Source organism: Streptomyces sp. NPDC001843 (assembly GCF_042891955.1).
Taxonomy (GTDB): domain Bacteria; phylum Actinomycetota; class Actinomycetes; order Streptomycetales; family Streptomycetaceae; genus Streptomyces.
Window position 1 is genome coordinate 1 of the sequence record NZ_JBIATQ010000016.1, and the last position, 21,209, is coordinate 21,209.

The 21,209-nt window shown below is 70.0% G+C and carries 19 protein-coding genes and 5 tRNA genes; 13 read left to right on the forward strand and 11 right to left on the reverse strand.

Going from position 1 to position 21,209, the window contains the following annotated elements; genetic code table 11:
- Positions 1-278: 278 nt before the first annotated feature.
- The 9 genes from ACFYZQ_RS32690 to ACFYZQ_RS32730 form a co-directional block, all read right to left on the reverse strand.
- Positions 279-791 (reverse strand): hypothetical protein, encoded by a 513-nt coding sequence (locus ACFYZQ_RS32690; RefSeq protein ID WP_389155686.1) that lies wholly within the window; start codon positions 789-791, stop codon positions 279-281.
- Positions 792-969: 178 nt separating this feature from the next.
- Positions 970-1,551 (reverse strand): ATP/GTP-binding protein, encoded by a 582-nt coding sequence (locus ACFYZQ_RS32695; protein WP_029183992.1) that lies wholly within the window; start codon positions 1,549-1,551, stop codon positions 970-972.
- Entirely contained in the window at positions 1,532-2,101 is a 570-nt protein-coding gene (locus tag ACFYZQ_RS32700; RefSeq protein WP_388796717.1) for a DUF742 domain-containing protein, read from the reverse strand. The genes ACFYZQ_RS32695 and ACFYZQ_RS32700 overlap by 20 nt, the downstream gene beginning before the upstream one ends.
- 94 nt (positions 2,102-2,195) lie before the next feature.
- Positions 2,196-2,609, reverse strand: coding sequence for a roadblock/LC7 domain-containing protein (locus ACFYZQ_RS32705; RefSeq protein WP_033321188.1), 414 nt, complete (start codon positions 2,607-2,609; stop codon positions 2,196-2,198).
- 10 nt (positions 2,610-2,619) lie between these two features.
- On the reverse strand, positions 2,620-5,892 hold the full coding sequence (locus ACFYZQ_RS32710; protein WP_389155688.1) for a nitrate- and nitrite sensing domain-containing protein: 3,273 nt from the start codon (positions 5,890-5,892) through the stop codon (positions 2,620-2,622).
- Positions 5,893-6,270: 378 nt separating this feature from the next.
- Entirely contained in the window at positions 6,271-6,846 is a 576-nt protein-coding gene (locus ACFYZQ_RS32715) for an ATP/GTP-binding protein (RefSeq protein WP_385839768.1), read from the reverse strand.
- On the reverse strand, positions 6,827-7,225 hold the full coding sequence (locus ACFYZQ_RS32720; protein WP_019058642.1) for a DUF742 domain-containing protein: 399 nt from the start codon (positions 7,223-7,225) through the stop codon (positions 6,827-6,829). Before ACFYZQ_RS32720 ends, ACFYZQ_RS32715 begins: the two co-directional genes overlap by 20 nt.
- Positions 7,226-7,335: 110 nt before the next feature.
- Positions 7,336-7,749, reverse strand: a complete 414-nt coding sequence (locus ACFYZQ_RS32725) for a roadblock/LC7 domain-containing protein (protein ID WP_003973453.1) — start codon at positions 7,747-7,749, stop codon at positions 7,336-7,338.
- Positions 7,750-7,758: 9 nt separating this feature from the next.
- Positions 7,759-11,643, reverse strand: a complete 3,885-nt coding sequence (locus ACFYZQ_RS32730; RefSeq protein WP_389155692.1) for a nitrate- and nitrite sensing domain-containing protein — start codon at positions 11,641-11,643, stop codon at positions 7,759-7,761.
- Between the two features lie 562 nt (positions 11,644-12,205).
- Here ACFYZQ_RS32730 and ACFYZQ_RS32735 point away from each other — a divergent pair.
- From ACFYZQ_RS32735 to ACFYZQ_RS32775, 9 genes are all read left to right on the forward strand, one after another.
- The gene (locus ACFYZQ_RS32735) at positions 12,206-12,394 is read left to right on the forward strand and encodes a hypothetical protein (RefSeq protein WP_389155695.1); all 189 of its coding nucleotides are present in this window, start codon (positions 12,206-12,208) and stop codon (positions 12,392-12,394) included.
- Between the two features lie 167 nt (positions 12,395-12,561).
- The gene (locus ACFYZQ_RS32740) at positions 12,562-13,347 is read left to right on the forward strand and encodes a fumarylacetoacetate hydrolase family protein (RefSeq protein WP_389155698.1); all 786 of its coding nucleotides are present in this window, start codon (positions 12,562-12,564) and stop codon (positions 13,345-13,347) included.
- Positions 13,340-14,824: a glutamate--tRNA ligase gene (gene gltX / locus ACFYZQ_RS32745; protein WP_389155701.1), complete on the forward strand. Its 1,485-nt coding sequence runs from the start codon at positions 13,340-13,342 to the stop codon at positions 14,822-14,824. Before ACFYZQ_RS32740 ends, gltX begins: the two co-directional genes overlap by 8 nt.
- 102 nt (positions 14,825-14,926) lie before the next feature.
- Complete coding sequence (locus ACFYZQ_RS32750) at positions 14,927-15,658, forward strand: HAD family hydrolase (RefSeq protein ID WP_389155704.1); 732 nt, start codon at positions 14,927-14,929, stop codon at positions 15,656-15,658.
- Positions 15,659-15,748: 90 nt separating this feature from the next.
- Positions 15,749-15,820 (forward strand) — tRNA-Gln (locus ACFYZQ_RS32755).
- A 39-nt stretch (positions 15,821-15,859) separates the two neighbouring features.
- Positions 15,860-15,932, forward strand: a tRNA-Glu gene (locus ACFYZQ_RS32760).
- A gap of 29 nt (positions 15,933-15,961) precedes the next feature.
- Positions 15,962-16,034: transfer RNA gene (locus tag ACFYZQ_RS32765), tRNA-Glu, on the forward strand.
- Positions 16,035-16,055: 21 nt separating this feature from the next.
- A tRNA-Gln gene (locus tag ACFYZQ_RS32770) sits at positions 16,056-16,127 on the forward strand.
- A gap of 43 nt (positions 16,128-16,170) precedes the next feature.
- Positions 16,171-16,243 (forward strand) — tRNA-Glu (locus tag ACFYZQ_RS32775).
- Positions 16,244-16,294: 51 nt separating this feature from the next.
- Here ACFYZQ_RS32775 and ACFYZQ_RS32780 read toward each other — a convergent pair.
- Positions 16,295-16,942 carry a MerR family transcriptional regulator gene (locus tag ACFYZQ_RS32780; RefSeq protein ID WP_389155707.1) on the reverse strand — a complete coding sequence of 216 codons (648 nt, stop codon included), beginning with the start codon at positions 16,940-16,942 and terminating at the stop codon, positions 16,295-16,297.
- A gap of 125 nt (positions 16,943-17,067) precedes the next feature.
- Here ACFYZQ_RS32780 and ACFYZQ_RS32785 point away from each other — a divergent pair, with 125 nt between their 5' ends.
- Positions 17,068-17,553 (forward strand): DUF4188 domain-containing protein, encoded by a 486-nt coding sequence (locus tag ACFYZQ_RS32785; protein ID WP_389155710.1) that lies wholly within the window; start codon positions 17,068-17,070, stop codon positions 17,551-17,553.
- A gap of 88 nt (positions 17,554-17,641) precedes the next feature.
- Here the strand turns inward: ACFYZQ_RS32785 and ndgR are convergent, their stop codons facing one another.
- The gene (gene ndgR / locus ACFYZQ_RS32790; protein WP_009320373.1) at positions 17,642-18,358 is read right to left on the reverse strand and encodes an IclR family transcriptional regulator NdgR; all 717 of its coding nucleotides are present in this window, start codon (positions 18,356-18,358) and stop codon (positions 17,642-17,644) included.
- A gap of 189 nt (positions 18,359-18,547) precedes the next feature.
- Between ndgR and leuC the strand changes: the two genes are divergently transcribed.
- The 3 genes from leuC (at position 18,548) to ACFYZQ_RS32805 (ending at position 21,086) form a co-directional block, all read left to right on the forward strand.
- Positions 18,548-19,978: a 3-isopropylmalate dehydratase large subunit gene (gene leuC, locus ACFYZQ_RS32795; protein ID WP_389155714.1), complete on the forward strand. Its 1,431-nt coding sequence runs from the start codon at positions 18,548-18,550 to the stop codon at positions 19,976-19,978.
- Positions 19,979-19,984: 6 nt separating this feature from the next.
- A complete protein-coding gene (gene leuD / locus ACFYZQ_RS32800) occupies positions 19,985-20,578 on the forward strand; it encodes a 3-isopropylmalate dehydratase small subunit (protein ID WP_389155717.1) in 594 nt (197 codons plus the stop codon).
- Positions 20,579-20,855: 277 nt separating this feature from the next.
- On the forward strand, positions 20,856-21,086 hold the full coding sequence (locus ACFYZQ_RS32805; protein ID WP_388796679.1) for a hypothetical protein: 231 nt from the start codon (positions 20,856-20,858) through the stop codon (positions 21,084-21,086).
- Positions 21,087-21,209 lie beyond the last annotated feature (123 nt).

Here is a 21,209-nt window from a genome sequence, read left to right on the forward strand (position 1 = left end):
TCGCCCGCACCCGGGCCAGCCACTTCGCAGCACTCCGCCCCGCCGATCCAGTGATCGACGGGGCGGAGTCGTCCCCGGATTAACCAACAGCATCCTCCGGGAGTGCGGGGCCGTGGTGTGCCCTCACAGAGCCGTGACGCGTACGCCGGGCAGGGTCACCTCTGTGATGCGGCCCTCGGGAGTGTCGCAGTCGGCCAGGTCCAGCCTTCGCAACGAGGCCGACAGGCGTATGGTGCCGAGGTCATCGAGCAGAAGACAGCGGTACAGGGTCAGATCGGTCAGCGCGGGGCAGGGCGGCGCGAGCCGCCGGGACAAGCCGTCGACGTCGAAGTGGTAGAGCGTCGCACGTAGTACTCGACGCACTCCGCGAACAGCACCTCGTACAGCCGGGTTTCCGCCTCGCCGAGGCCCATCGGCGGCCGCACCGAGCCCGTCACCCGCCGCACGATCTCCGCCGGCTTCGCGTCCGCCGCCAGCATCGCCCCGTCGGACAGGTCCGCCGCCGCGAACGTGTCGCACACCCCGTCGATCACGGCCTGCCTGCTGCTCTCCTCCAGTCCGGGGAACTCCCTGTCCAGGAAGGGGGCCAGCCGGTCGTAGACCGCGTCCGCGATCTCCTCGAACTGCCGTCGTACGCCCCGCTGGTACCGGAGTCCCGAGACCCGCAACCGGATCAGCTCGGCCATGTCCATCCGGCTTTCCTGCTCCCGCCGCTTCCCCCCGAGCCACGTCTGGACCGCGGCCTTCGCCACGGTCGTCCCCAGCCTTAACGCAGCCGTTTCAGCGCTCATCGTCCGCCCCCTCCACGCACGCCGATCAGGGCATTGTGACCCGCCGCACCGACCCGCGTCCCGCCCTCGCAGCCACGTTCGGCGGCAAACTGCTCACGAGTGTCCCCGTACACGACGAAGGCTCCCGTCCCTCACGAAGAGAGACAGGAGCCCAGGACCGGTTGCCGGCGCCGAGCGGCTAGCGGAGCCGTGCCATCAGCGCGTGCTCCACGAGGGTGATGAGCGCCGACTTGGCGTCCGCGCGGTGGCGGGCGTCGGTGGTGATGATCGGGGTGTCGGGGCCGATCTGCAGCGCCTCCCGGACCTCGTCCGGCGAGTAGGGCTGGTTGCCGTCGAAGCCGTTGAGGGCGATGACGAACGGCAGGCCCGAGTTCTCGAAGTAGTCGACCGCGGGGAAGCAGTCGGCGAGACGGCGCGTGTCCACCAGGACGATGGCGCCGATCGCACCGCGGACCAGGTCGTCCCACATGAACCAGAACCGGTCCTGGCCGGGGGTGCCGAACAGGTACAGGATCAGGTCCTGGTCCAGGGTGATACGGCCGAAGTCCATGGCGACCGTGGTGGTCGTCTTGTCCCCGGTGTGGGTGAGGTCGTCGATGCCGGCCGAAGCGGACGTCATGACGGCCTCTGTGCGCAGCGGATTGATCTCCGAGACGGCGCCGACGAACGTGGTCTTGCCCACGCCGAAGCCGCCCGCCACCACGATCTTCGCGGAGGTGGTGGAGCGGGAAGGCCCTCCGCTAGAGCTTGCGAAGTCCACTGAGCACCCTTTCGAGCAGTGTCACGTCTGGCTGGCCACCGGCGTTCTCGTCGCCGCCGGGCTGATGGATGGCGACCAGGCCCGCCTCCGCCAAGTCGGCGACGAGGATCCTGGCCACGCCGAGAGGGATTGTCAGGAGGGCCGAGATCTCGGCTACCGACTTGATTTCTCGGCAGAGGTTGCAGATCCGCTGATGCTCGGGCAGCTGGCCCTGCATCTGGTGCGGCTGCGCGGTGGTGTGCACCAGTGCCTCGATGGCGAGCTGGTACCGCGGGCGGGTCCGGCCACCGGTCATGGCGTACGGACGCACCAAGGGGTTGTTCGACGCCCCGGCGGGCGACGGCTCAGGGCGACGCTGCGGCTGCACCGGCTGGATACGCGGCGCGGGCGGCTGGTCGTACGGCGAGGGGCCGGGGCCCTGCGGCGCGTACGGCTGCCGGTGGCTCGGGGCGGAGGGGAAGTTGTACCGGTTCGCCGAACCGTCGCCCTGGCCCTGGGCAGGGCCGTACGACCAGTTGCCCGAAGACGAACCGCCTGGGGGTGTTGCCACTTTCTCCTCCTCCGACTGCGCCGGGCGCCCATCCCTGTGGAGCCGCGTCCCGAAACCTTACGGCGCCGGGACACGAAAACGCACCGTCTGATAACTAGTTGAGAAGGCTTCCCTGGAGTTCCGCACGCAGATCCGGGGTAAGAACGGTGCCCGCGCGGTCCACCAGAAGTGCCATTTCGTACCCGACGAGGCCGATGTCCGCCTCCGGGTGCGCCAGGACCGCCAGCGAGGAACCGTCGGAGATGGACATGATGAACAGGAATCCCCGCTCCATCTCCACAACCGTCTGATTGACGCTGCCGCCCTCGAAGATACGGGAGGCGCCTGCCGTCAGAGACGTCAGACCGGAGGCGACGGCCGCGAGCTGGTCGGCGCGGTCGCGGGGGAAGCCTTCGGACATCGCCAGAAGGAGTCCGTCGGCGGAGACCACCACCGTGTGGGACACCCCCGGGGTGTTGTCCACGAAGTTGGTGATCAACCAGTTCAGGTTCTGTGCCGCCTGGCTCATCGGGCTCACACTAACGCTCCTGGTTGTAGGTGCTGTCAGGACCACCGTGCTGATTCCACGTGGCCTGGCCGTTCGTTTCACTGCCTGCGCTGCGCCCTCGCTGGACGCCTCGACGCAGGTTGCTCAGCCTGCCCCGGACGTCCTCCGGAGCGCGGGAGACCTGTGGGCCTCCCTGGGGGGTGCTCTCGGCGGCGCCCTGGACCAGGTTGGCCTTGGGGACCCGCCGCGGCAGACCGGAGGAGGTGACCCCGCCCGCCTTGGGCTTCCGGAGCTGTGCGGCCTGCTGCCAGCGCTCGTCGTTGGCCGAGCGCCAGTCACCCTTGCCGTTGCCGTTGCCGCTGCCGTTGCTCTCCGCCGCGGGAGCCGGCGTTTCCCGGCTCACGTGCCGCGTACCGTTCGCGCCGTTCGAGCCGCTCGCGGTGGATCCGCGGCGGGGCAGCCCGGCATCGGTCAGTGCGTGGCCGACGGGCGAGGCCGGCTCCGGACGGTCGAAGCCTACGCGGTCCCGCTCGTCCACGTCACCGGCCTGCGCGGATTCCGCTTCCGGAGCGTACTGGGCGGGGTAGCCGTTCTGGAAACCGTCCTGCTGCGGCCAGTCGTCCCGGTAGGCCTGCTCGTCGTAGGCAGGGTACGACTCGGACGCGGCGGAGTGGACGGGCGCGGGCTCCTCCTGGGCCGGCTCCGCGTACGTGGGCTCCGGATAGCCACCGCCCGACGGGAACGCCTCGCCCTGCGGCAGGCCGCCGTTCGGCGCGTAGTACTGCTCCCCGTAGGCAGGCTGCTGCGGCTCCTCGTACGCCGTCCGCTGCTGCTCCTGGTACGCCTGCGGGTCGTAGGCCGCCGGCTGCTCCTGGTAGCCGGTACGGCTGCCGTCGTAACCCTGGGAGTCGAACTCGTCGGTGTACGCGGGCGTCTCGGGGGCGGCCTGGCCGGCCTCGATCTCCTGCGGGGCGTGCGTCCGGCCCTCCAGGGCCGCACGGCGCTCCTCACGCATCAGCGAGCGGCCGACGGGGTCCAGTTCCCGGATGTCGTCGGGGACCTCGGTGTAACGGCTGTCGTCGAAGCCGAGTTCGGCCGCCGTGCGCATCGGCTGGCCCTGGTTGAAGTTCTCTCCCTGGAACTCCCGCTCCGGGATGATCTGGGAGACCGTGAACTCCTCGCGGTCCAGCGCCTGGTCGCCGCCACCGCCGTGGGTGATCGCGTCCGGGAGCATGACCAGCGAGGTCGTGCCGGCCTGCTCGCCCGAGGGACGGAGCTGGACCCGGATGCCGTGCCGGTCGGACAGCCGGCCGACCACGAACAGGCCCATGCGCTGGGAGATCGCGGCGTCCACGGTCGGCGGGTTGGCCAGCTTGTGGTTGATGTCCGCGAAGTCCTCGGCCGTCAGGCCGATGCCCTTGTCGTGGATCTCGATCATGATGCGGCCGTCGGGGAGACGGGTCGCGGTCACACGCACCTTGGTCTGCGGCGAGGAGAACGTGGTGGCGTTCTCCAGGAGCTCGGCGAGCAGGTGCACGAGGTCGGTCACGGCGCGGCCGTGGATCTCGGCCTCCGGGACGCCGGACAGCTCGATGCGCTCGTACTGCTCCACCTCGGAGGAGGCGGCGCGCAGCACGTCGACGAGCGGGACCGGCTGGTCCCAGCGGCGACCCGGCTCCTCGCCCGCGAGGACGAGGAGGTTCTCGCCGTTGCGGCGCATACGGGTGGCCAGGTGGTCCAGCTTGAAGAGGTTCTCCAGCTGGTCCGGGTCGGCCTCGTTGTTCTCCAGGTCGGTGATCAGGGTCAGCTGGCCCTCGATCAGCGACTGGTTACGGCGCGAGAGGTTGGTGAAGATCGCGTTGATGTTGCCCCGCAGCAGGGCCTGCTCGGCGGCGAGCCGGACGGCCTCGCGGTGGACCTGGTCGAAGGCCCGGGCGACCTCGCCGATCTCGTCCTGCGTGTTGATCGGGATGGGCGCGACCCGGGTGTCGACCCGGCCGGGGTCGGTGCGGGAGAGCTGGTCGACCAGCATCGGCAGACGCTGCTCGGCGATGCCGAAGGCGGCGTTGCGCAGCTGGCGCATCGAGCGGCTCATCTGGCGGGCCACCATGCCGGCCAGGATGAACGCGGCGAGCAGGGCGACCACGACCGCGGCACCGGTGATGAAGGCGGCGGTCTTGGCGTCGTCGGCGATGCTCGACGCCTCGTTCACCGCCTTGTCGGTCAGGTCCGACTCGATCTGCCGGTAGGCGTTGTACTTGAGCGTGTTGACCGCCCACCAGTTGTCGGCGGTGATGCCCTTCTGGGCGAGCCCGGCGCGCGTGGTGGGGCTGGTGTCCTGCAGGTTCGCCAGGGACGCGACCATCGTGTTCACCTTGGGCGGCGGCACGTAGTTCGGGTGCGCGGCCTTGGCCTGCTGCGCCATCGCCGCGCCGTCGGCCTTGATCTTGGCCTCGGCGTCCTTGAGTTTCTGGGCGTCGGCCTCGGTGCCACCGCCCGTGTACTCCTCGACGGCGATCCGCTCGAGGTAGGCGTACGAGGAGAGCGAGATGCGCTGGGTGGCGAGGTTCCCGGCGTCCGGGCCGGGGTTGAGCAGCAGGTGCATGCCGATCGAGCGCTCGAGCGACAGCGCCGCCTTGGTCAGCGAGATGGCGTAGACGGTTCGGCCGTAGGAGGTGATGTTGCCGGTGCCCAGACCGAGCTCGTTGGCGAACTCCATCAGGGGGTGGCTGACGGCGATGTAACCCTCTTCGGTCTGTACGCCGGTCGCCCTGGAGGAGTACGCGATCGCGCGCAGTTTCTGGAGCCTGGGCTCCACCGCGCGGAACAGCGTCAGCCGGCGCTTCAGGCCCGCGTCGTCGGGCATGTTCTGGGCGGCGGCGTCGAAGGTGTCGGCGGCCTCGTCCGTCTTCTTGCGGATCGCGGTGACGGTGCCGTAGTTCTGGCCCTTGCCCTTGAGCAGCGGGGCGGCGGTGATGTCGCGCTCGTTCTCGAGGGCGTCGGCGTAGGCGAGGGAGGCGCGGACCAGACGCGCGGTGTTCTCCGCGTCGCGAGCCTCCTGCCAGGTGTCGATCGAGCCCTTGACCTGGAAGCCGCCCATCACGAGGCCGACGACCACGGGTATGAGCAGGATCGCGTTCAGCCGCGTCGGCACCCGCCAGTTGCGCGGGGAGAAACGGCCGCCGCTCTTGGCGGGGGCGTCCACGGGTTCCGAACCGGGCACAGGGGCGGGCGCCGCAGCGCGCGGCGGCGGGGTGAAGTTGCCCCGCGCCGACGGCTCGGGACCGTTCTTGCTTCGCCTCACTCGACCAACAACCTCTCGGCGGCGGGCACCTACGTCGTGCCGCAGTCTCTCAGAGCCCTGTGTGCCATCGACCACTAGGGAGTACGTCTTTGACTATTGGGCAGTTCAGGCATTCCAGCACGGGGTCCTCCGCACTTCCAAACAGCGGAAACCACCAGAGCGCGCACTTGTAAGCCCCAGATAAAACGGTCATAAAGAACGAGCCCCGCCAAATTGCGGGGCGTTTGTGCGCGCAGCGGCACCACTCGAACGCGACGCGTGGCGATACCACCCGATTCCTCTGCCGAAACGTTATGAACACCGGAGCCGACCGTGTCAAAGGCCACAGCCGGCTCCGGTGTGTTTACGACAACTGCCGTATCGCACTCCCGATTTGATCTACCTCAGGCGTGCCATCAGGGCATGTTCCACCAGCGTGATCAGCGCACTCTTGGCATCGGCGCGGTGCCGGGCGTCGGTGGTGATGATCGGGGTGTCCGGCCCGATCTGCAGCGCCTCGCGCACCTCGTCGGGGGTGTAGGGCTGCTGCCCGTCGAAGCCGTTGAGGGCGATGACGAACGGCAGGCCCGAGTTCTCGAAGTAGTCGACCGCGGGGAAGCAGTCGGCCAGCCGCCGGGTGTCCACCAGCACCACCGCGCCGATGGCACCGCGGACCAGGTCGTCCCACATGAACCAGAACCGGTCCTGGCCCGGGGTGCCGAAGAGGTACAGGATCAGGTCCTGGTCGAGCGTGATGCGGCCGAAGTCCATGGCGACCGTGGTGGTCGTCTTGTCCCCGGTGTGGGTGAGGTCGTCGATGCCCGCGCTGGCGGACGTCATGACGGCCTCTGTGCGCAGCGGGTTGATCTCCGAGACGGCGCCCACGAACGTGGTCTTGCCCACGCCGAAGCCACCCGCCACCACGATCTTCGCGGAGGTGGTCGCCCGGCCCCCGTCAGAGCTTGCGAAGTCCACTGAGCACCCTTTCGAGCAGCGTCACATCCGGTGCGCCGCCGTTGTTCTCGTCACCGCCCGGCTGGTGGATGGCCACCAGACCGGCCTCGGCGAGGTCCGCGACGAGGATCCGGGCCACGCCCAGCGGCATGGCGAGCAGTGCCGACACCTCCGCGACCGACTTCACCTCACGGCAGAGATGGCAGATCCGCTGGTGCTCCGGGAGGAGCCCCATGAGCGCTGCCGGGTCGGCCGTGGTGCTGATCAGCGCCTCGATGGCGAGCTGATAGCGCGGCCGGGTCCGGCCACCGGTCATCGCGTACGGACGTACCAGCGGCTGGTCGCCCTCGTCCCCGTACGGCTCGGCGTACGGATCATGAGAGGCGGTGGGCGGGGTCATGAATCCTCCGGGCGGGACAGCAAGTCGGTCGGGCTAGCCGTCTGACGGGCCGGTGGGGGGATTGTGGCGGCCGGACGGTGATTTGGTGAGGTGGGTGGTACCGGAGCCGATCAGTGAAGCAGACTGCCTTGGAGCTCGGCGCGCAGGTCTGGCGTGAGCACCGCGCCCGCGCGGTCGACCAGCAGGGCCATCTCGTAGCCGACGAGGCCGATGTCGCACTCGGGGTGGGCCAGGACCGCCAGGGACGACCCGTCCGAGACGGACATCAGGAAGAGGAAGCCGCGCTCCATCTCCACGACCGTCTGCGCCACGTTCCCGCCCTCGAAGATCCGGGAGGCCCCGGCCGTCAACGAGGTGAGCCCGGACGCCACGGCCGCCAGCTGGTCGGCGCGGTCACGCGGAAAACCTTCGGACATCGCCAGAAGGAGACCGTCGGCGGACACGACGACGGTGTGGGACACCCCGGGGGTGTTGTCCACGAAGTTGGTGATCAACCAGTTGAGGTTCTGTGCCGCCTGGCTCATCGGACTCAACTAACGCTCCTGCTGGTGAGTAGGGCTCGGGAAGTTGCCGGTCTGACCGTTGCCGGCCTGACGACCCTGCGCGATACCCCGACGGAGATTGGTCAGCCGGCCGCGTACGTCGTCAGGCGCACGCGAGACCTGCGGACCGGTTTGGTGCTGTTGCTGCTGAGCTGTACCCGGGACGAGGTTCGCCCGGGGTACCCGGCGCGGCAGCCCGGAGGTGGTGACGCCGCCCGCGGCCGGTTGCCGGACGCGCTCCGCCTGCCGGACGAGATCGTCGTTCGGCGAGGGGCGCCAGGAGTTGCTGTTGCCACGCTGCGGAGCGGCCGAGGCGGCGGAAGCGGGAGCCTGCGGCTGCTGGGGGGCGGGAGCCGGAGCCGGAGCCGAGCCGTTGCGCTGCTGCGGTTCGGGCTGTCCGCCCTGACCGCCGCCCTGGCCGCGGAACCAGTTGGTCTCCAGGGTGTCGTACAGCGGTGTACGACCGTCCCCGGGACCGGTGGCCGGCGGCAGTTCCCAGCCCTCGCTCGGCCGCTGCGCGGCGCCCCGGTTGGCCGGCTCCTGCCGGGCCGGGCGCTGCTGCGGGGCCGGGCGCTGCTGCGGGGCCGGCGGACGCGGCGCGCCGAAGTCGGCGCCCCGGTCGTCCTGCTGCGGCCGCTGGAACTGACCGGTGCCGGAGCCGCCCTGGCGGCCGGGCAGGGAGTGCTGCCCGGTGGACCCGGCGTCGAAGTCCTGGGTGGCGAACTGGCCGGTGGAGTTGCTGTCGTAGCCCGGCGCGGCGAACTGACCGGTGGAACCGGCGTCGTACGCCTGCGGGGCGGCGAACTGGCCGGTGCCGGCGCCGTCCGGCTGCCCGCCCGGGGCACCGAAGACGTCGGAGCGGACGAACGAGCCCGTCTGCTGGCCATCCGCACCGGGACGGTCGGACTGGCCACCGTTCTGCTGGTCGTCGGTGGCCGGGCGGTTGAACTGGCCCCTGTGCTGGGAGCCGTTCACACCGTTCGGGCTCACGCCGTTCACGTCCGGGCGCGGGAACTCGCCCGTGGCGGCCGGACCCTGGCGGTCGTCGCGCGGGACGACGGGCATCTCCGCGGTCGCACCGGGACCCTGCCGGTCGTCGATGCGCGGCATGCGCGAGGTCTGCGCCGGGTCCTGCTCGTCGTGGCCGCGCGGGGCGTCGCCCCAGTCGGGCGTGCGCTGCGGGTTGCCGCCGGGCAGTTCCGCCCGCGGTCCGCCGCGCGGCGGCAGCTGGGGCTGGCGGCCCTGGTCGGCGGCGGCGTTGTTGCCGCGCTGCGGGGGCACGGGGCCGCGGTTGCCGAAGGGGTCCTGCTGCGGCCCGCCCGTACCGGCGGCCTGCAGACCCTGGGGGACACCGGGAGCCTGACCCCCGAAGCCGCCCGCGCCCGCACCCGCCGGCGCCGGCCGGCCCTGCTGCGGTCCGCGCGGTCCGCCGGGCGTACCGGGCCCACCGGGCGCCCCGGGACGGCCGCCCTGGCCCGCGCCGGGCAGCGCGGCCCGCGGTCCCTGGCCGGCACCTACCTGGCCACGCTGGCCGGGACCGGCGCCGGGGCGTCCACCACCGGACGGGGCACCCCCGCCGAGCGCGCCACCGGGCGCGCCCGCGCCGAGCGCACCGCCGTTGCCCCGCCGGGCCGCGGCCGCACCGGCGGCGGCCTGCGCGGCGGCAGGGCCGCCCGAGGAGGGGGCGCCGCCCTTGCCGGGAGCGGGCTTCTTGCCGCCCTGGGCGACGTCCACGGGGAGCATGACCAGCGCGGTCGTACCGCCGGAGTCGGACGGGCGCAGCTGGATGCGGATGCCGTGCCGCTGGGACAGCCGGCCGACCACGAAGAGGCCCATGCGGCGGGAGACGGAGACGTCCACGGTGGGCGGCGAGGCGAGCCGCTCGTTGATCGCCGCGAGGTCCTCGGGGGAGAGGCCGATACCGGTGTCGTGGATCTCGATCAGCACGCGGCCGTCGGGCAGCGCGTGACCGGTGACCTTGACCTTGGTCTGCGGTGAGGAGAACGAGGTGGCGTTCTCCAGCAGCTCGGCGAGAAGGTGCACGAGGTCGTTGACGACCCGGCCGGCGACCTCGGTGGTCGGGACCGAGGCCAGCTCGATGCGCTCGTACTGCTCCACCTCGGACGCGGCGGCGCGGAGCACGTCGACCAGCGGGACCGGGCGGGTCCAGCGGCGGCCGGGCTCCTCACCGGCGAGGACGAGGAGGTTTTCGCCGTTACGGCGCATACGGGTCGCGAGGTGGTCCAGCTTGAACAGCGAGGACAGCTGGTCCGGGTCGGCCTCGCGGGACTCCAGTTCGGAGATCAGCGACAGCTGGCGCTGGATCAGGCCCTGGGAGCGGCGCGAGAGGTTGGTGAACATCGCGTTGACGTTGCCCCGCAGCAGGGCCTGCTCGGCGGCGAGGCGGACCGCCTCGCGGTGCACGTCGTCGAAGGCCGCGGCCACCTGGCCGATCTCGTCCCGGGAGTGCACACCGACCGACTCCACGGAGGTGTCGACGTCCTGCGGGTCGGACTCGGACAGCTGCTTGACCAGCTCGGGCAGACGGTCCTGGGCGACCTTGGTGGCGGTCTCCTGCAGACGGCGCAGGGAGCGGATCATGGAGCGGGCCACGACGAAGGCGCCGACCAGGGAGACACCGAGCACCAGCAGGATCAGCGCACCGGAGATGATCGCCTCGCGCTCGGAGGCGGAGCGCAGCTCGCGGGCCTTCTGCTCCATGTCCTCGAGCAGCGTGTGCTCGATCTTCTTCATCTGCTCGATCTTGGTCGAGCTCTCGTCCACCCAGTCGCGGTAGGACCGCTTCTGCAGCTCGGACAGCCCGTCGGCGCTGCTGAGGGCACGGTTGGCGTAGGTGTCCGCCGACTCGATGGTCGCGTTGCCCGAGTCGATGGGCTTGAGCAGTTCCTCGGGGTTCTGGTCCGCGTAGATCTTCCGGAAGATGCTGAGTTCGGAGGTCTCGCTGCTCTGCGCCGACTGCGCGTACAACCGGTCGTTGTCGGAGAGGTGACCGGACGTCGTGTTCGTCTCGGGCAGGGCCGCGGCGAGGACCGCGCGCTGCACGGACGCGTACTCCTTGGCGGTGGAGAACGCCGCCAGGGCGCGGGTGCGCGAGATCATCTCCGGGTTGCTGGACGCCTCCGCCATGTCCTGCGAGAGGTCGACCAGCTGGGTGATCAGGCGGTGGTAGGACTCGACCGTCTGCGTCGAGTTGTCCTTGGACTGGTACGCCGCCTTGCGGATCTTCGCCAGTTGGTCGAGCTGGCCGGCCAGGCCGACGAGGCTGTCGCGGACGCCCTGCAGCTGGCCCTTCTTGCTGGCGGTGTCGATTTCCTCGGAGGCGTCGTTGAAGTTGTCGAGGGCGTGGTCGGTCTTCTCGTACAGGCCCTTGACCGCGTAGTCGCCGTTGGGGGTGGCGCCGTGCGCCAGCGGGCCGGCGGACTGGTCGCGCTCGTCCTGGAGCGCCTGGGCCAGCTCGGTCGCCTGCTTGGTCATGTCCGTCAGCAGCTTCATGTTGTCGAGCTGCTGGATGTCGTCGACGTTCTGGCTGATGCGCAGCGCGCCCAGCGAGGTCGCGGCGACCACGGGGAGCGCGAGCAGCGACACCAGGCGCGTCGAGATGCGCCAGTTGCGCAGCGCCATGCGCGCGCCGGGGCCGGAGGGGTTCTTGGCGGACTTCACCGGGGGAGTGGGGCTCGCGGGTCCCGAAGGTGCCGACGCGCCGGGGCGCCCGGGGCGCTCACCGCTGTCGCCCGACGGGGCCGGGCCCGGGTTCTGGGCGTGCTGGGGCGCGGAGCTGCCTTTCACGGGGCCAGTCCCGCCATGCGGCTCCGGCTCCGCCGAAGCGCTGCCATCCCTCTTGAAACGTCCCTGCACTAGCGTCGCAACCTCTGGACCAGGCGCCCCTCCGCGAGAACGGAAGGACACGGTGTCGGCGTTGTGGAGAGCGCCCTGAAAACGCCCTCCTGGGGGGTCTTGGGTGACCGGCGCTGGCTCCCCCTGTCTCGCCGCCACATCGGCGCTGCGTCGCGCCCCCTGTGCGCCGGCTCGATCCTGCGGCGGTCCGTGGAATTCCAGCACAGTGCCGGATCTCCAACAAGGGCCGGGGCCGAGCTGTGACCTCCGTGACAGCAGGTGAGTGCAGCGTTACGCGACGTGGAGGTAATTAGCGGGCAAAGCGGACTTACTCCGGCGGGTTGCCTGCGTGTGGCCGGTGTCCCAGTCGCCATGATCAGGAGCGGAATCATGGCTTCAGTGGGCCAATGTCCGTTTCACCGGTGAGGATGCGGGGTCGGAAATGACCGAGATGTCTCCCCATTCGTGAGCAAACTCACACGTCGACCATGAGTACTTCACGACTCCATTGGGGAATCGCGTGTTTAGCCTGGCACTTTACAAATACGGCAACAGTGACAAGACGAACAGGACGACCGCAACCGTGAAGACGACGATGATGTTCCGCACCATAGCCAACCCGCGGCGCACGACTCTGGCGCACCTCGAGGACGCCGGCGAACTGCAGACCCCGGAGCAGCCGGAGCACTCCGTCGAACTGCCGACCCAAACCGCGAACCCCAGGCGCACCGTCCTCGTCGAGGTCCCGGCCGGGACCTCCGTCGCCGAGTAGTACGCACACCGGCCGCCGGATGCTCAACCGCGGCCGGCACGGGATGCGGGCGCCCCGGTAGCCAGGGGCGCCCCTCGTGATGCGCGAGGTGCCGGGCCTCTTCCGCGTTAGCCTGGATCGTCAGACTCCAGTCGGCTCGGACAGAAGTTAAGGGGCGCAAGGATCCCGTGCGCATCGCCAGGTTCTCCATCGACGGGAATGTCGCCTTCGGCGCGGTCGAGGGCGACAAGCAGGACGAACTCGTCCTCGACATCATCAAGGGCATCCCGTTCGCGGACTTCGCGCTCTCCGGCACGAAGGTGCCGGTCAGCAAGGTCAGGCTGCTGCCGCCCGTACTCCCCAACAAGGTCGTGGCCTTCGGCCGCAACTACGCCGAGCACGCGCGTGAACTCGGCAACGAGGTCCCCGACGCGCCCTTCGCCTTCTTCAAGCCCTCCACCTCGGTGATCGGCCCGGGCGACGAGATCCAGTACCCGCCCTTCTCCCAGGAACTGCACCACGAGGCCGAGCTTGCCGTGGTCATCGGCCGCATGTGCCGCGAGGTGCCGCGCGAGCGCGTCCAGGACGTGATCTTCGGGTACACCTGCGCCAACGACGTCACCGCCCGCGACGTCCAGAAGCGGGAGAAGCAGTGGGCGCGGGCCAAGGGCTTCGACACCTCCTGCCCCCTCGGCCCCTGGGTCGAGACGGACCTGGACCTCGCCACCGCGTCCGACCTGACCGTCCAGCTCACGGTCAACGGCGAACAGCGCCAGCTGGGGCGGACGAGCGAGATGATCCACTCCATCGAGGACCTGGTCGTCAACATCTCCGAGGCCATGACGCTGCTGCCCGGCGACGTGATCCTCACCGGCACCCCCGCAGGGGTCGGCCCCCTGAACGTCGGCGACGAGGTCGCCGTCACCATCGAAGGCATCGGCACTCTCACCAACAAGGTTGTCAAGCGTGGCTAGCGCACCCGGCTCCCCCGTACGCGTCCGTTTCTGCCCCTCGCCCACCGGTAACCCCCATGTGGGACTGGTCCGCACCGCCCTGTTCAACTGGGCGTTCGCCCGGCACCACCAGGGCACGCTGGTCTTCCGCATCGAGGACACCGACGCGGCCCGCGACTCCGAGGAGTCCTACAACCAGCTGCTCGACTCCATGCGCTGGCTGGGCTTCGACTGGGACGAGGGCCCCGAGATCGGTGGCCCGCACGCGCCGTACCGCCAGTCGCAGCGCATGGACCTCTACAAGGACGTCGCCGCCAAGCTGCTCGACGCCGGCCACGCCTACCACTGCTACTGCTCCCAGGAGGAGCTGGACTCCCGCCGCGAGGCCGCCCGCGCCGCCGGCAAGCCCTCCGGGTACGACGGCCACTGCCGCGACCTGAGCGCCGAGCAGGTGGCGGAGTACCAGGCCCAGGGCCGCACCCCGATCGTCCGCTTCCGCATGCCCGACGAGACGATCACCTTCACGGACCTGGTCCGCGGCGAGCTGACCTTCACCCCGGAGAACGTCCCGGACTACGGCATCGTCCGCGCCAACGGCGCCCCGCTGTACACGCTGGTCAACCCGGTCGACGACGCCCTGATGGAGATCACCCACGTCCTGCGCGGCGAGGACCTGCTCTCCTCCACCCCGCGCCAGATCGCGCTCTACAAGGCGCTGACGGAGCTGGGCATCGCCAAGCAGATCCCGGCCTTCGGGCACCTGCCGTACGTGATGGGCGAGGGCAACAAGAAGCTCTCCAAGCGGGACCCGCAGTCCTCCCTCAACCTCTACCGGGAGCGCGGCTTCCTCCCCGAGGGCCTGCTCAACTACCTCTCCCTGCTCGGCTGGTCGCTCTCGGCCGACCAGGACATCTTCACGATCGACGAGATGATCGCCGCCTTCGACATCGCGGACGTGAACCCGAACCCGGCCCGCTTCGACCTGAAGAAGGCCGAGGCGATCAACGCCGACCACATCCGGCTGCTGGATGTGAAGGACTTCACGGAGCGCTGCGCGCCCTGGCTCAAGGCCCCCTTCGCCCCCTGGGCGCCGGAGGACTTCGACGAGGCGAAGTGGCAGGCGATCGCCCCGCACGCGCAGACCCGGCTGAAGGTCCTGTCGGAGATCACCGACAACGTCGACTTCCTCTTCCTCGCCGAGCCGGTCCACGACGAGGCGAGCTGGGCCAAGGCGATGAAGGAGGGCGCGGGCGACCTGCTCCGCACGGCCCGCGAGAAGCTGGAGTCCGCCGACTGGACCTCGGCGGAGTCCCTGAAGGAGGCCGTCCTGGCCGCCGGCGAGGCCCACGGCCTGAAGCTCGGCAAGGCCCAGGCCCCCGTCCGCGTGGCCGTGACCGGCCGCACGGTGGGCCTGCCCCTCTTCGAGTCCCTGGAGATCCTGGGCAAGGAGAAGACGCTGGCCAGGATCGACGCGGCACTGACGAAGCTCGCGGCCTAGCCGCACCGCACACACGAGGGGCGGCACCCGGGACTCCGGGTGCCGCCCCTCGGCGCATCGGTCACCGGGCGTCGGCTTCCGGTGCGGCGGTACCGTCGGCTCATGAGTATCCGTGCGGTGGTCTGGGACGTGGACGACACCCTGTTCGACTACACGACGGCCGACCGGGAGGGAATCCGGGCGCACCTCCTGGCCGAGGGGCTGCTCGGGCGGTACGGGTCGGCCGAGGAGGCGCTACGGCTGTGGCGGGAGATCACCGACGCCCAGTGGGCGCGGTTCTCCGCCGGTGAGGTCGACTTCGTCACACAACGGCGCGACCGCACCCGTGTCTTCCTCGGCCGACGGCTGACCGACGACCAGGCCGACGACTGGTTCGCGCGGTACCTGGTCCACTACGAGGCGGCCTGGAACCTGTTCCCGGACGTGCTGCCCGTCCTGGACGCCCTCGCCGCCAGCCACCGGCACGCGGTGCTGTCCAACTCGAGCATCCACGTGCAGGAGCGCAAGCTGCGCACCCTGGGCGTGTGGGACCGCTTCGAGACCGTGTTGTGCGCCGCCGAGCTCGGGGTCTCCAAGCCGGCGGCCGGGGCGTTCCTGGCGGCGTGCGAGGCCCTGGACCTGCCGCCGCACGAGGTGGCGTACGTCGGCGACCACCCGGAGATCGACGGGCGCGGGGCCGCCGAGGCGGGGCTGCGGTCCGTGTGGATCGACCGGGGCGGCGCGTGGACCGACGACGGCGTTCCCGCCCGGCACCACCGGATCGCGTCCCTCGCCGAACTGCCCGCGCTCCTTGCTCCGGATAGTCGTTTTGGAGCCCCGTCCACCTTCAGGTAATGTTCTTCCTGCGCCGCCGGGGAGCGGGCCGAAAGGCCGGAACCGACGGAGCGAACTAGAACAAGATCCCCGCAGGGGCTTGCGTTCCAGTGGCCTATGGTGTAATTGGCAGCACGACTGATTCTGGTTCAGTTAGTCTTGGTTCGAGTCCAGGTAGGCCAGCTCGCGGAGCTCATCCGCACTGCGGATCACATCCGCAAAGCCCCCGTTGTGTAGCGGCCTAGCACGCCGCCCTCTCAAGGCGGTAGCGCCGGTTCGAATCCGGTCGGGGGTACTGATCCTGACCCTGTCGGGATCGCTAGGGCCCCCGTTGTGTAGCGGCCTAGCACGCCGCCCTCTCAAGGCGGTAGCGCCGGTTCGAATCCGGTCGGGGGTACTGACTGGTCTAAACCATCATTGGTCTATGGTGTAATTGGCAGCACGACTGATTCTGGTTCAGTTAGTCTTGGTTCGAGTCCAGGTAGACCAGCTCGGATCTGCGGCGGTGTAAATCAAACGCTTGCAAGATCCTCGCCCCCGTTGTGTAGCGGCCTAGCACGCCGCCCTCTCAAGGCGGTAGCGCCGGTTCGAATCCGGTCGGGGGTACAGCAGTTGAAGGCCCTCCACTTCGGTGGGGGGCCTTCGGCGTTCTCCCGGTCACTTGCCGCCGAACCGCCGGCGTGACTCCTCCGCCTCCGCCAGTCGGCGCAGGCTCAGCAGCACCGGTTCGTACAGCACGGTCAACGCCACCGCGGCCTCCACCTGCTCGTCCGGCGTCCCGTAGCGCTCCACCAGGTCGAGATCGGTGACCGCCGTCCGCTCCATCGCGCGGGCGTACGGCTCCAAGTCCTCGGCGGAGCACGGGTAGCCGAGCCGGGAGAGCGCGGAGATCGCGGTCACCAGCATCCCGTATGCCGGTGAGGTGGGTGTCTCGCATGCGCGGCCGAAGTTCCAGCCGAGCCGGTCCAGGAGGGTGTCCGCGGTGCGCCGCGCCGCGTCGTGCTCCGGGTCGCCCTCGTTCGGCGCCGGTCCGTGGGGGAGGGCCCACACGGCGGTGCCCAGCCTTTCGTTCGGGTCGAGGTCCTCGTCCCGCAGGGCGGCGAGCACCTCCCGGGCCGAGGCCACCGGGATCCGTCCCACCTGGATCAGCGCGCGCACCAGGCGCAGTCGCCGCACATGCTCCTCGTCGTACTCGGCCTGTGTGGCCGTGATCCGGCGGCCGGGGTGCAGCAGCCCTTCGCGCAGGTAGTACTTGATCGTCGCCGTGGAGACACCGCTGCGCGTGCTCAGCTCAGCCAGTCGCATCCGCCTCGCACCCCTCTCTCTTGCGCTTTCCTCTTGCACTCCCCATTGGAAAGTGCCACTATCCAATCATGGATAGCGTCGCTATCCAATGATCGGGTCAGGACCGTGAGGGAGTGGGGGACGTGATGGGTGCCAAGCCGATCGAAGGGCGCATGACCGCGGCGGGCGAGGACGAGGTGGTCGTCTTCCTGATCGGGATGCGGATCAACAGCTTCACCGCGCTGCGCAGTTGGCTGCCGGTGTCCCGGGCCATGGGCCCGATGATCGCGGAACTGTCGCGCGAGAAGGGCAGCGGGCTGCTCGGATACCAGTTCCTGCTGGGCTTCCCGCGTGTGCTGTACGTGGTGCAGTACTGGGACTCGAAGGAGAAGCTGCTCGCCTACGCGTCGGCGCCGGACAAGCGGCACCGGCCCGCATGGGCCGCCTTCAACCGGCGGCTGCGTGAGGGGAAGGGCAACGTCGGCTTCTGGCACGAGACATACGTCGTGCCGGCCGGGTCGTACGAGTCGATCTACATGAACATGCCCGAGTTCGGCCTGGGCAAGGCCACGGGCGTCGTCCCCGTCGGACGGCGGGGCGACCGGGCGGCCGACCGGCTCCGTGCCTCCTGAGCGGGTCCGCTGGTCGGCGACGTGCTGCCGTGAGGGTCCTGCCGCGGCGTTGAGGCCGGACCCTCCCGGGTGACGTACGAGCCGACGGTCAGCCCGAGCGGCGCAGGGCCTCGGAGAGGCGGGCGGCGGCGTCGATGACCGCCTGGGCGTGCATACGGCCCGGGTGACGCGTCAGGCGCTCGATGGGGCCGGAGACGGACACCGCCGCCACCACGCGGTTGGAGGGGCCGCGCACCGGCGCGGAGACGGACGCCACGCCCGGCTCGCGCTCGCCGATCGACTGGGCCCAGCCGCGCCGCCGTACGCCCGACAGGGCCGTCGCCGTGAAGCGGGCGCCCTGCAGGCCGCGGTGCAGCCGCTCGGGCTCCTCCCAGGCCATCAGGATCTGCGCCGAGGAGCCGGCCTTCATGGTCAGCGTGGAGCCGACCGGGACCGTGTCCCGCAGTCCGGACAGCCGTTCCGCCGCGGCCACACAGATGCGCATGTCACCCTGGCGCCGGTAGAGCTGGGCGCTCTCGCCCGTGACGTCCCTGAGGTGGGTGAGCACCGGGCCCGCCGTCGCCAGCAGACGGTCCTCGCCCGCCGCCGCGGCCAGCTCGGCCAGGCGCGGGCCGAGGATGAACCGGCCCTGCATGTCGCGCGCCACCATGCGGTGGTGCTCCAGAGCCACGGCCAGCCGGTGGGCCGTGGGTCGTGCCAGTCCGGTGGCCCCGACCAGACCCGCGAGGGTGGCCGGACCGGACTCCAGGGCGCTCAGGACAAGGGCTGCCTTGTCCAGAACGCCGACGCCGCTACTGTTGTCCATGCAACGATACTCGCGTCTCACTCTGTGAAACGCAAGTTCAATTTTCGGTGGACTGCGCCACCCTTGAACACACAGCGGCCCGCCGACCAACGGGCCCGGTGGCGGACGCCCGACATCTGGGGCGCGGGCAGCTGCCTCCTCAAGATCTCTAGTTGGGCCGGTGCGCCTTTGCCGGCCGGAGGGAAAGCGATGGGTAGGACACTCGCGGAGAAGGTCTGGGACGACCACGTCGTCCGGCGCGCCGAGGGCGAGCCCGACCTCCTCTTCATCGATCTGCACCTGCTGCACGAGGTGACCAGCCCGCAGGCCTTCGACGGCCTCCGGCAGAACGGTCGCAAGGTGCGCCGCCTCGACCTCACCATCGCGACCGAGGACCACAACACCCCGACCCTCGACATCGACAAGCCCATCGCGGACCCGGTCTCCCGGGCCCAGCTGGAGACGCTGCGCAAGAACTGCGCCGAGTTCGGCGTCCGGCTGCACCCGCTGGGCGACGTCGAGCAGGGCGTCGTGCACGTCGTCGGCCCGCAGCTGGGCCTGACCCAGCCCGGCACGACGGTCGTCTGCGGTGACTCCCACACCTCCACGCACGGTGCCTTCGGCGCGCTGGCCTTCGGTATCGGCACCTCCCAGGTGGAGCACGTGCTGGCCACCCAGACGCTGCCGATGGCCCGCCCCAAGACCATGGCGATCACCGTCGAGGGCGAGCTGCCCGACGGCGTCACCGCCAAGGACCTGATCCTGGCGATCATCGCGAAGATCGGCACCGGAGGCGGCCAGGGCTACGTCCTGGAGTACCGCGGCCCCGCCATCGAGAAGCTCTCGATGGAGGCCCGGATGACCATCTGCAACATGTCGATCGAGGCCGGCGCCCGCGCGGGCATGATCGCCCCGGACGAGACCACGTTCGAGTACCTCAAGGGCCGCCCGCACGCGCCCGAGGGCGCCGACTGGGACGCAGCGGTGGAGTACTGGAAGACCCTGCGCACCGACGACGACGCGGTCTTCGACGCCGAGGTCGTCATCGACGCCGGCGAACTGTCGCCGTTCGTCACCTGGGGCACCAACCCCGGCCAGGGCGCGCCGCTTTCGGCGTCCGTCCCCGACCCGGCTTCGTACGAAGACGCTTCGGAGCGCTACGCCGCCGAAAAGGCCCTGGAATACATGGGGTTGGAGGCCGGTCAGCCGCTGCGCTCCATCAAGGTGGACACCGTCTTCGTAGGCTCCTGCACCAACGGCCGTATCGAGGACCTGCGCGCCGCCGCCGAGCTCCTCAAGGGCCGCAAAGTCGCCGACGGCGTACGGATGCTGGTCGTCCCGGGCTCCGCGCGCGTGGGTCTGCAGGCCGTCTCCGAGGGTCTGGACGTCGTCTTCAAGGAGGCCGGCGCCGAGTGGCGGCACGCGGGCTGCTCGATGTGTCTGGGCATGAACCCCGACCAGCTGGCCCCGGGCGAGCGCTCCGCCTCCACCTCCAACCGCAACTTCGAGGGCAGGCAGGGCAAGGGCGGCCGTACGCACCTGGTGTCGCCGCAGGTCGCGGCCGCCACGGCGGTCGTGGGCCACCTGGCCTCCCCGGCCGATCTGTCCGACGCCGCCACCGTCACGCCCGCTGGAGTCTGATCAGTCATGGAAGCATTCACCACGCACACCGGCCGGGCCGTCCCGCTGCGCCGCAGCAACGTCGACACCGACCAGATCATCCCCGCACACTGGCTCAAGAAGGTGACCCGGGACGGCTTCGAGGACGGGCTGTTCGAGGCCTGGCGCAAGGACCCGGAGTTCGTGCTCAACCGCCCCGAGCGGCAGGGCGCGACCGTCCTGGTGGCGGGCCCCGACTTCGGCACCGGCTCCTCCCGCGAGCACGCGGTCTGGGCGCTGCAGAACTACGGCTTCAAGGCGGTGATCTCCTCCCGCTTCGCCGACATCTTCCGCGGCAACTCGCTGAAGAACGGTCTGCTCACGGTGGTCCTGGACCAGAAGGTCGTGGACGCGCTGTGGGAGCTGACCGAGCAGGACCCCACGGCTGAGGTCACTGTGGACCTTGAGGCACGTGAGGTTCGCGCGCCGGGCGTCACGGCCTCCTTCGAGCTGGACGAGAACTCCCGCTGGCGACTGCTGAACGGGCTGGACGACATCTCCATCACGCTGCGCAGCGAGGCCGACATCGCGGCGTACGAGGCGAAGCGCCCGTCGTACAAGCCGCGGACGCTGCAGGTCTGAACCAGCGCAACCGATCACGCAACCGAAGAGGTCGAGTTTCGGCCACCGCAACACCCGGGCCGTACCCCCGATCACCACGATTGGGGGTACGGCCGTTTCTGCACCCGAACGGCCCCGTGCCGTCTTGCTCCCGTACCCAACGGCCCACGTTAAGCGGGTGGTTGCCGGGGTATGCGTGAGGTGGGACCACAGCGTTCGGGTGGCCCAGGAAGGCTGTCCGTGGCGGTAGTTGCACCCTGAGCGGGCGACAACTCGCCCCAGATGGCACAATCTGTGCATGGAACACGACGGCCAACTCCAGCTCTATACGGCGGTCGCGAACCAACTCAAGGAAGCGCACTCGAGGGTGCGCGCACTGCAAGTCCCGGAGGGCGTACGGATGGCGCTGACCCGGAAGCTGCTGGTCATTACGGCCGCGGCCAAGCACGATCTCGCCGACGCGGCAAGGCGGCTCGATCGGTTCATCGCGGACCTCGAAGCGGGGCGCATCCCCGAAGAGGACCGCTGAACAAGATCAGATCCAGCCGAGTTCGTTGCGGCACGAGGGTGATTAGCCCGTTTCGTGTTTGATTTGCGGTATATATCTGCCTAACGTGCGAAAAAGCTTGAACACTTTCGTTCTGGCGATGTC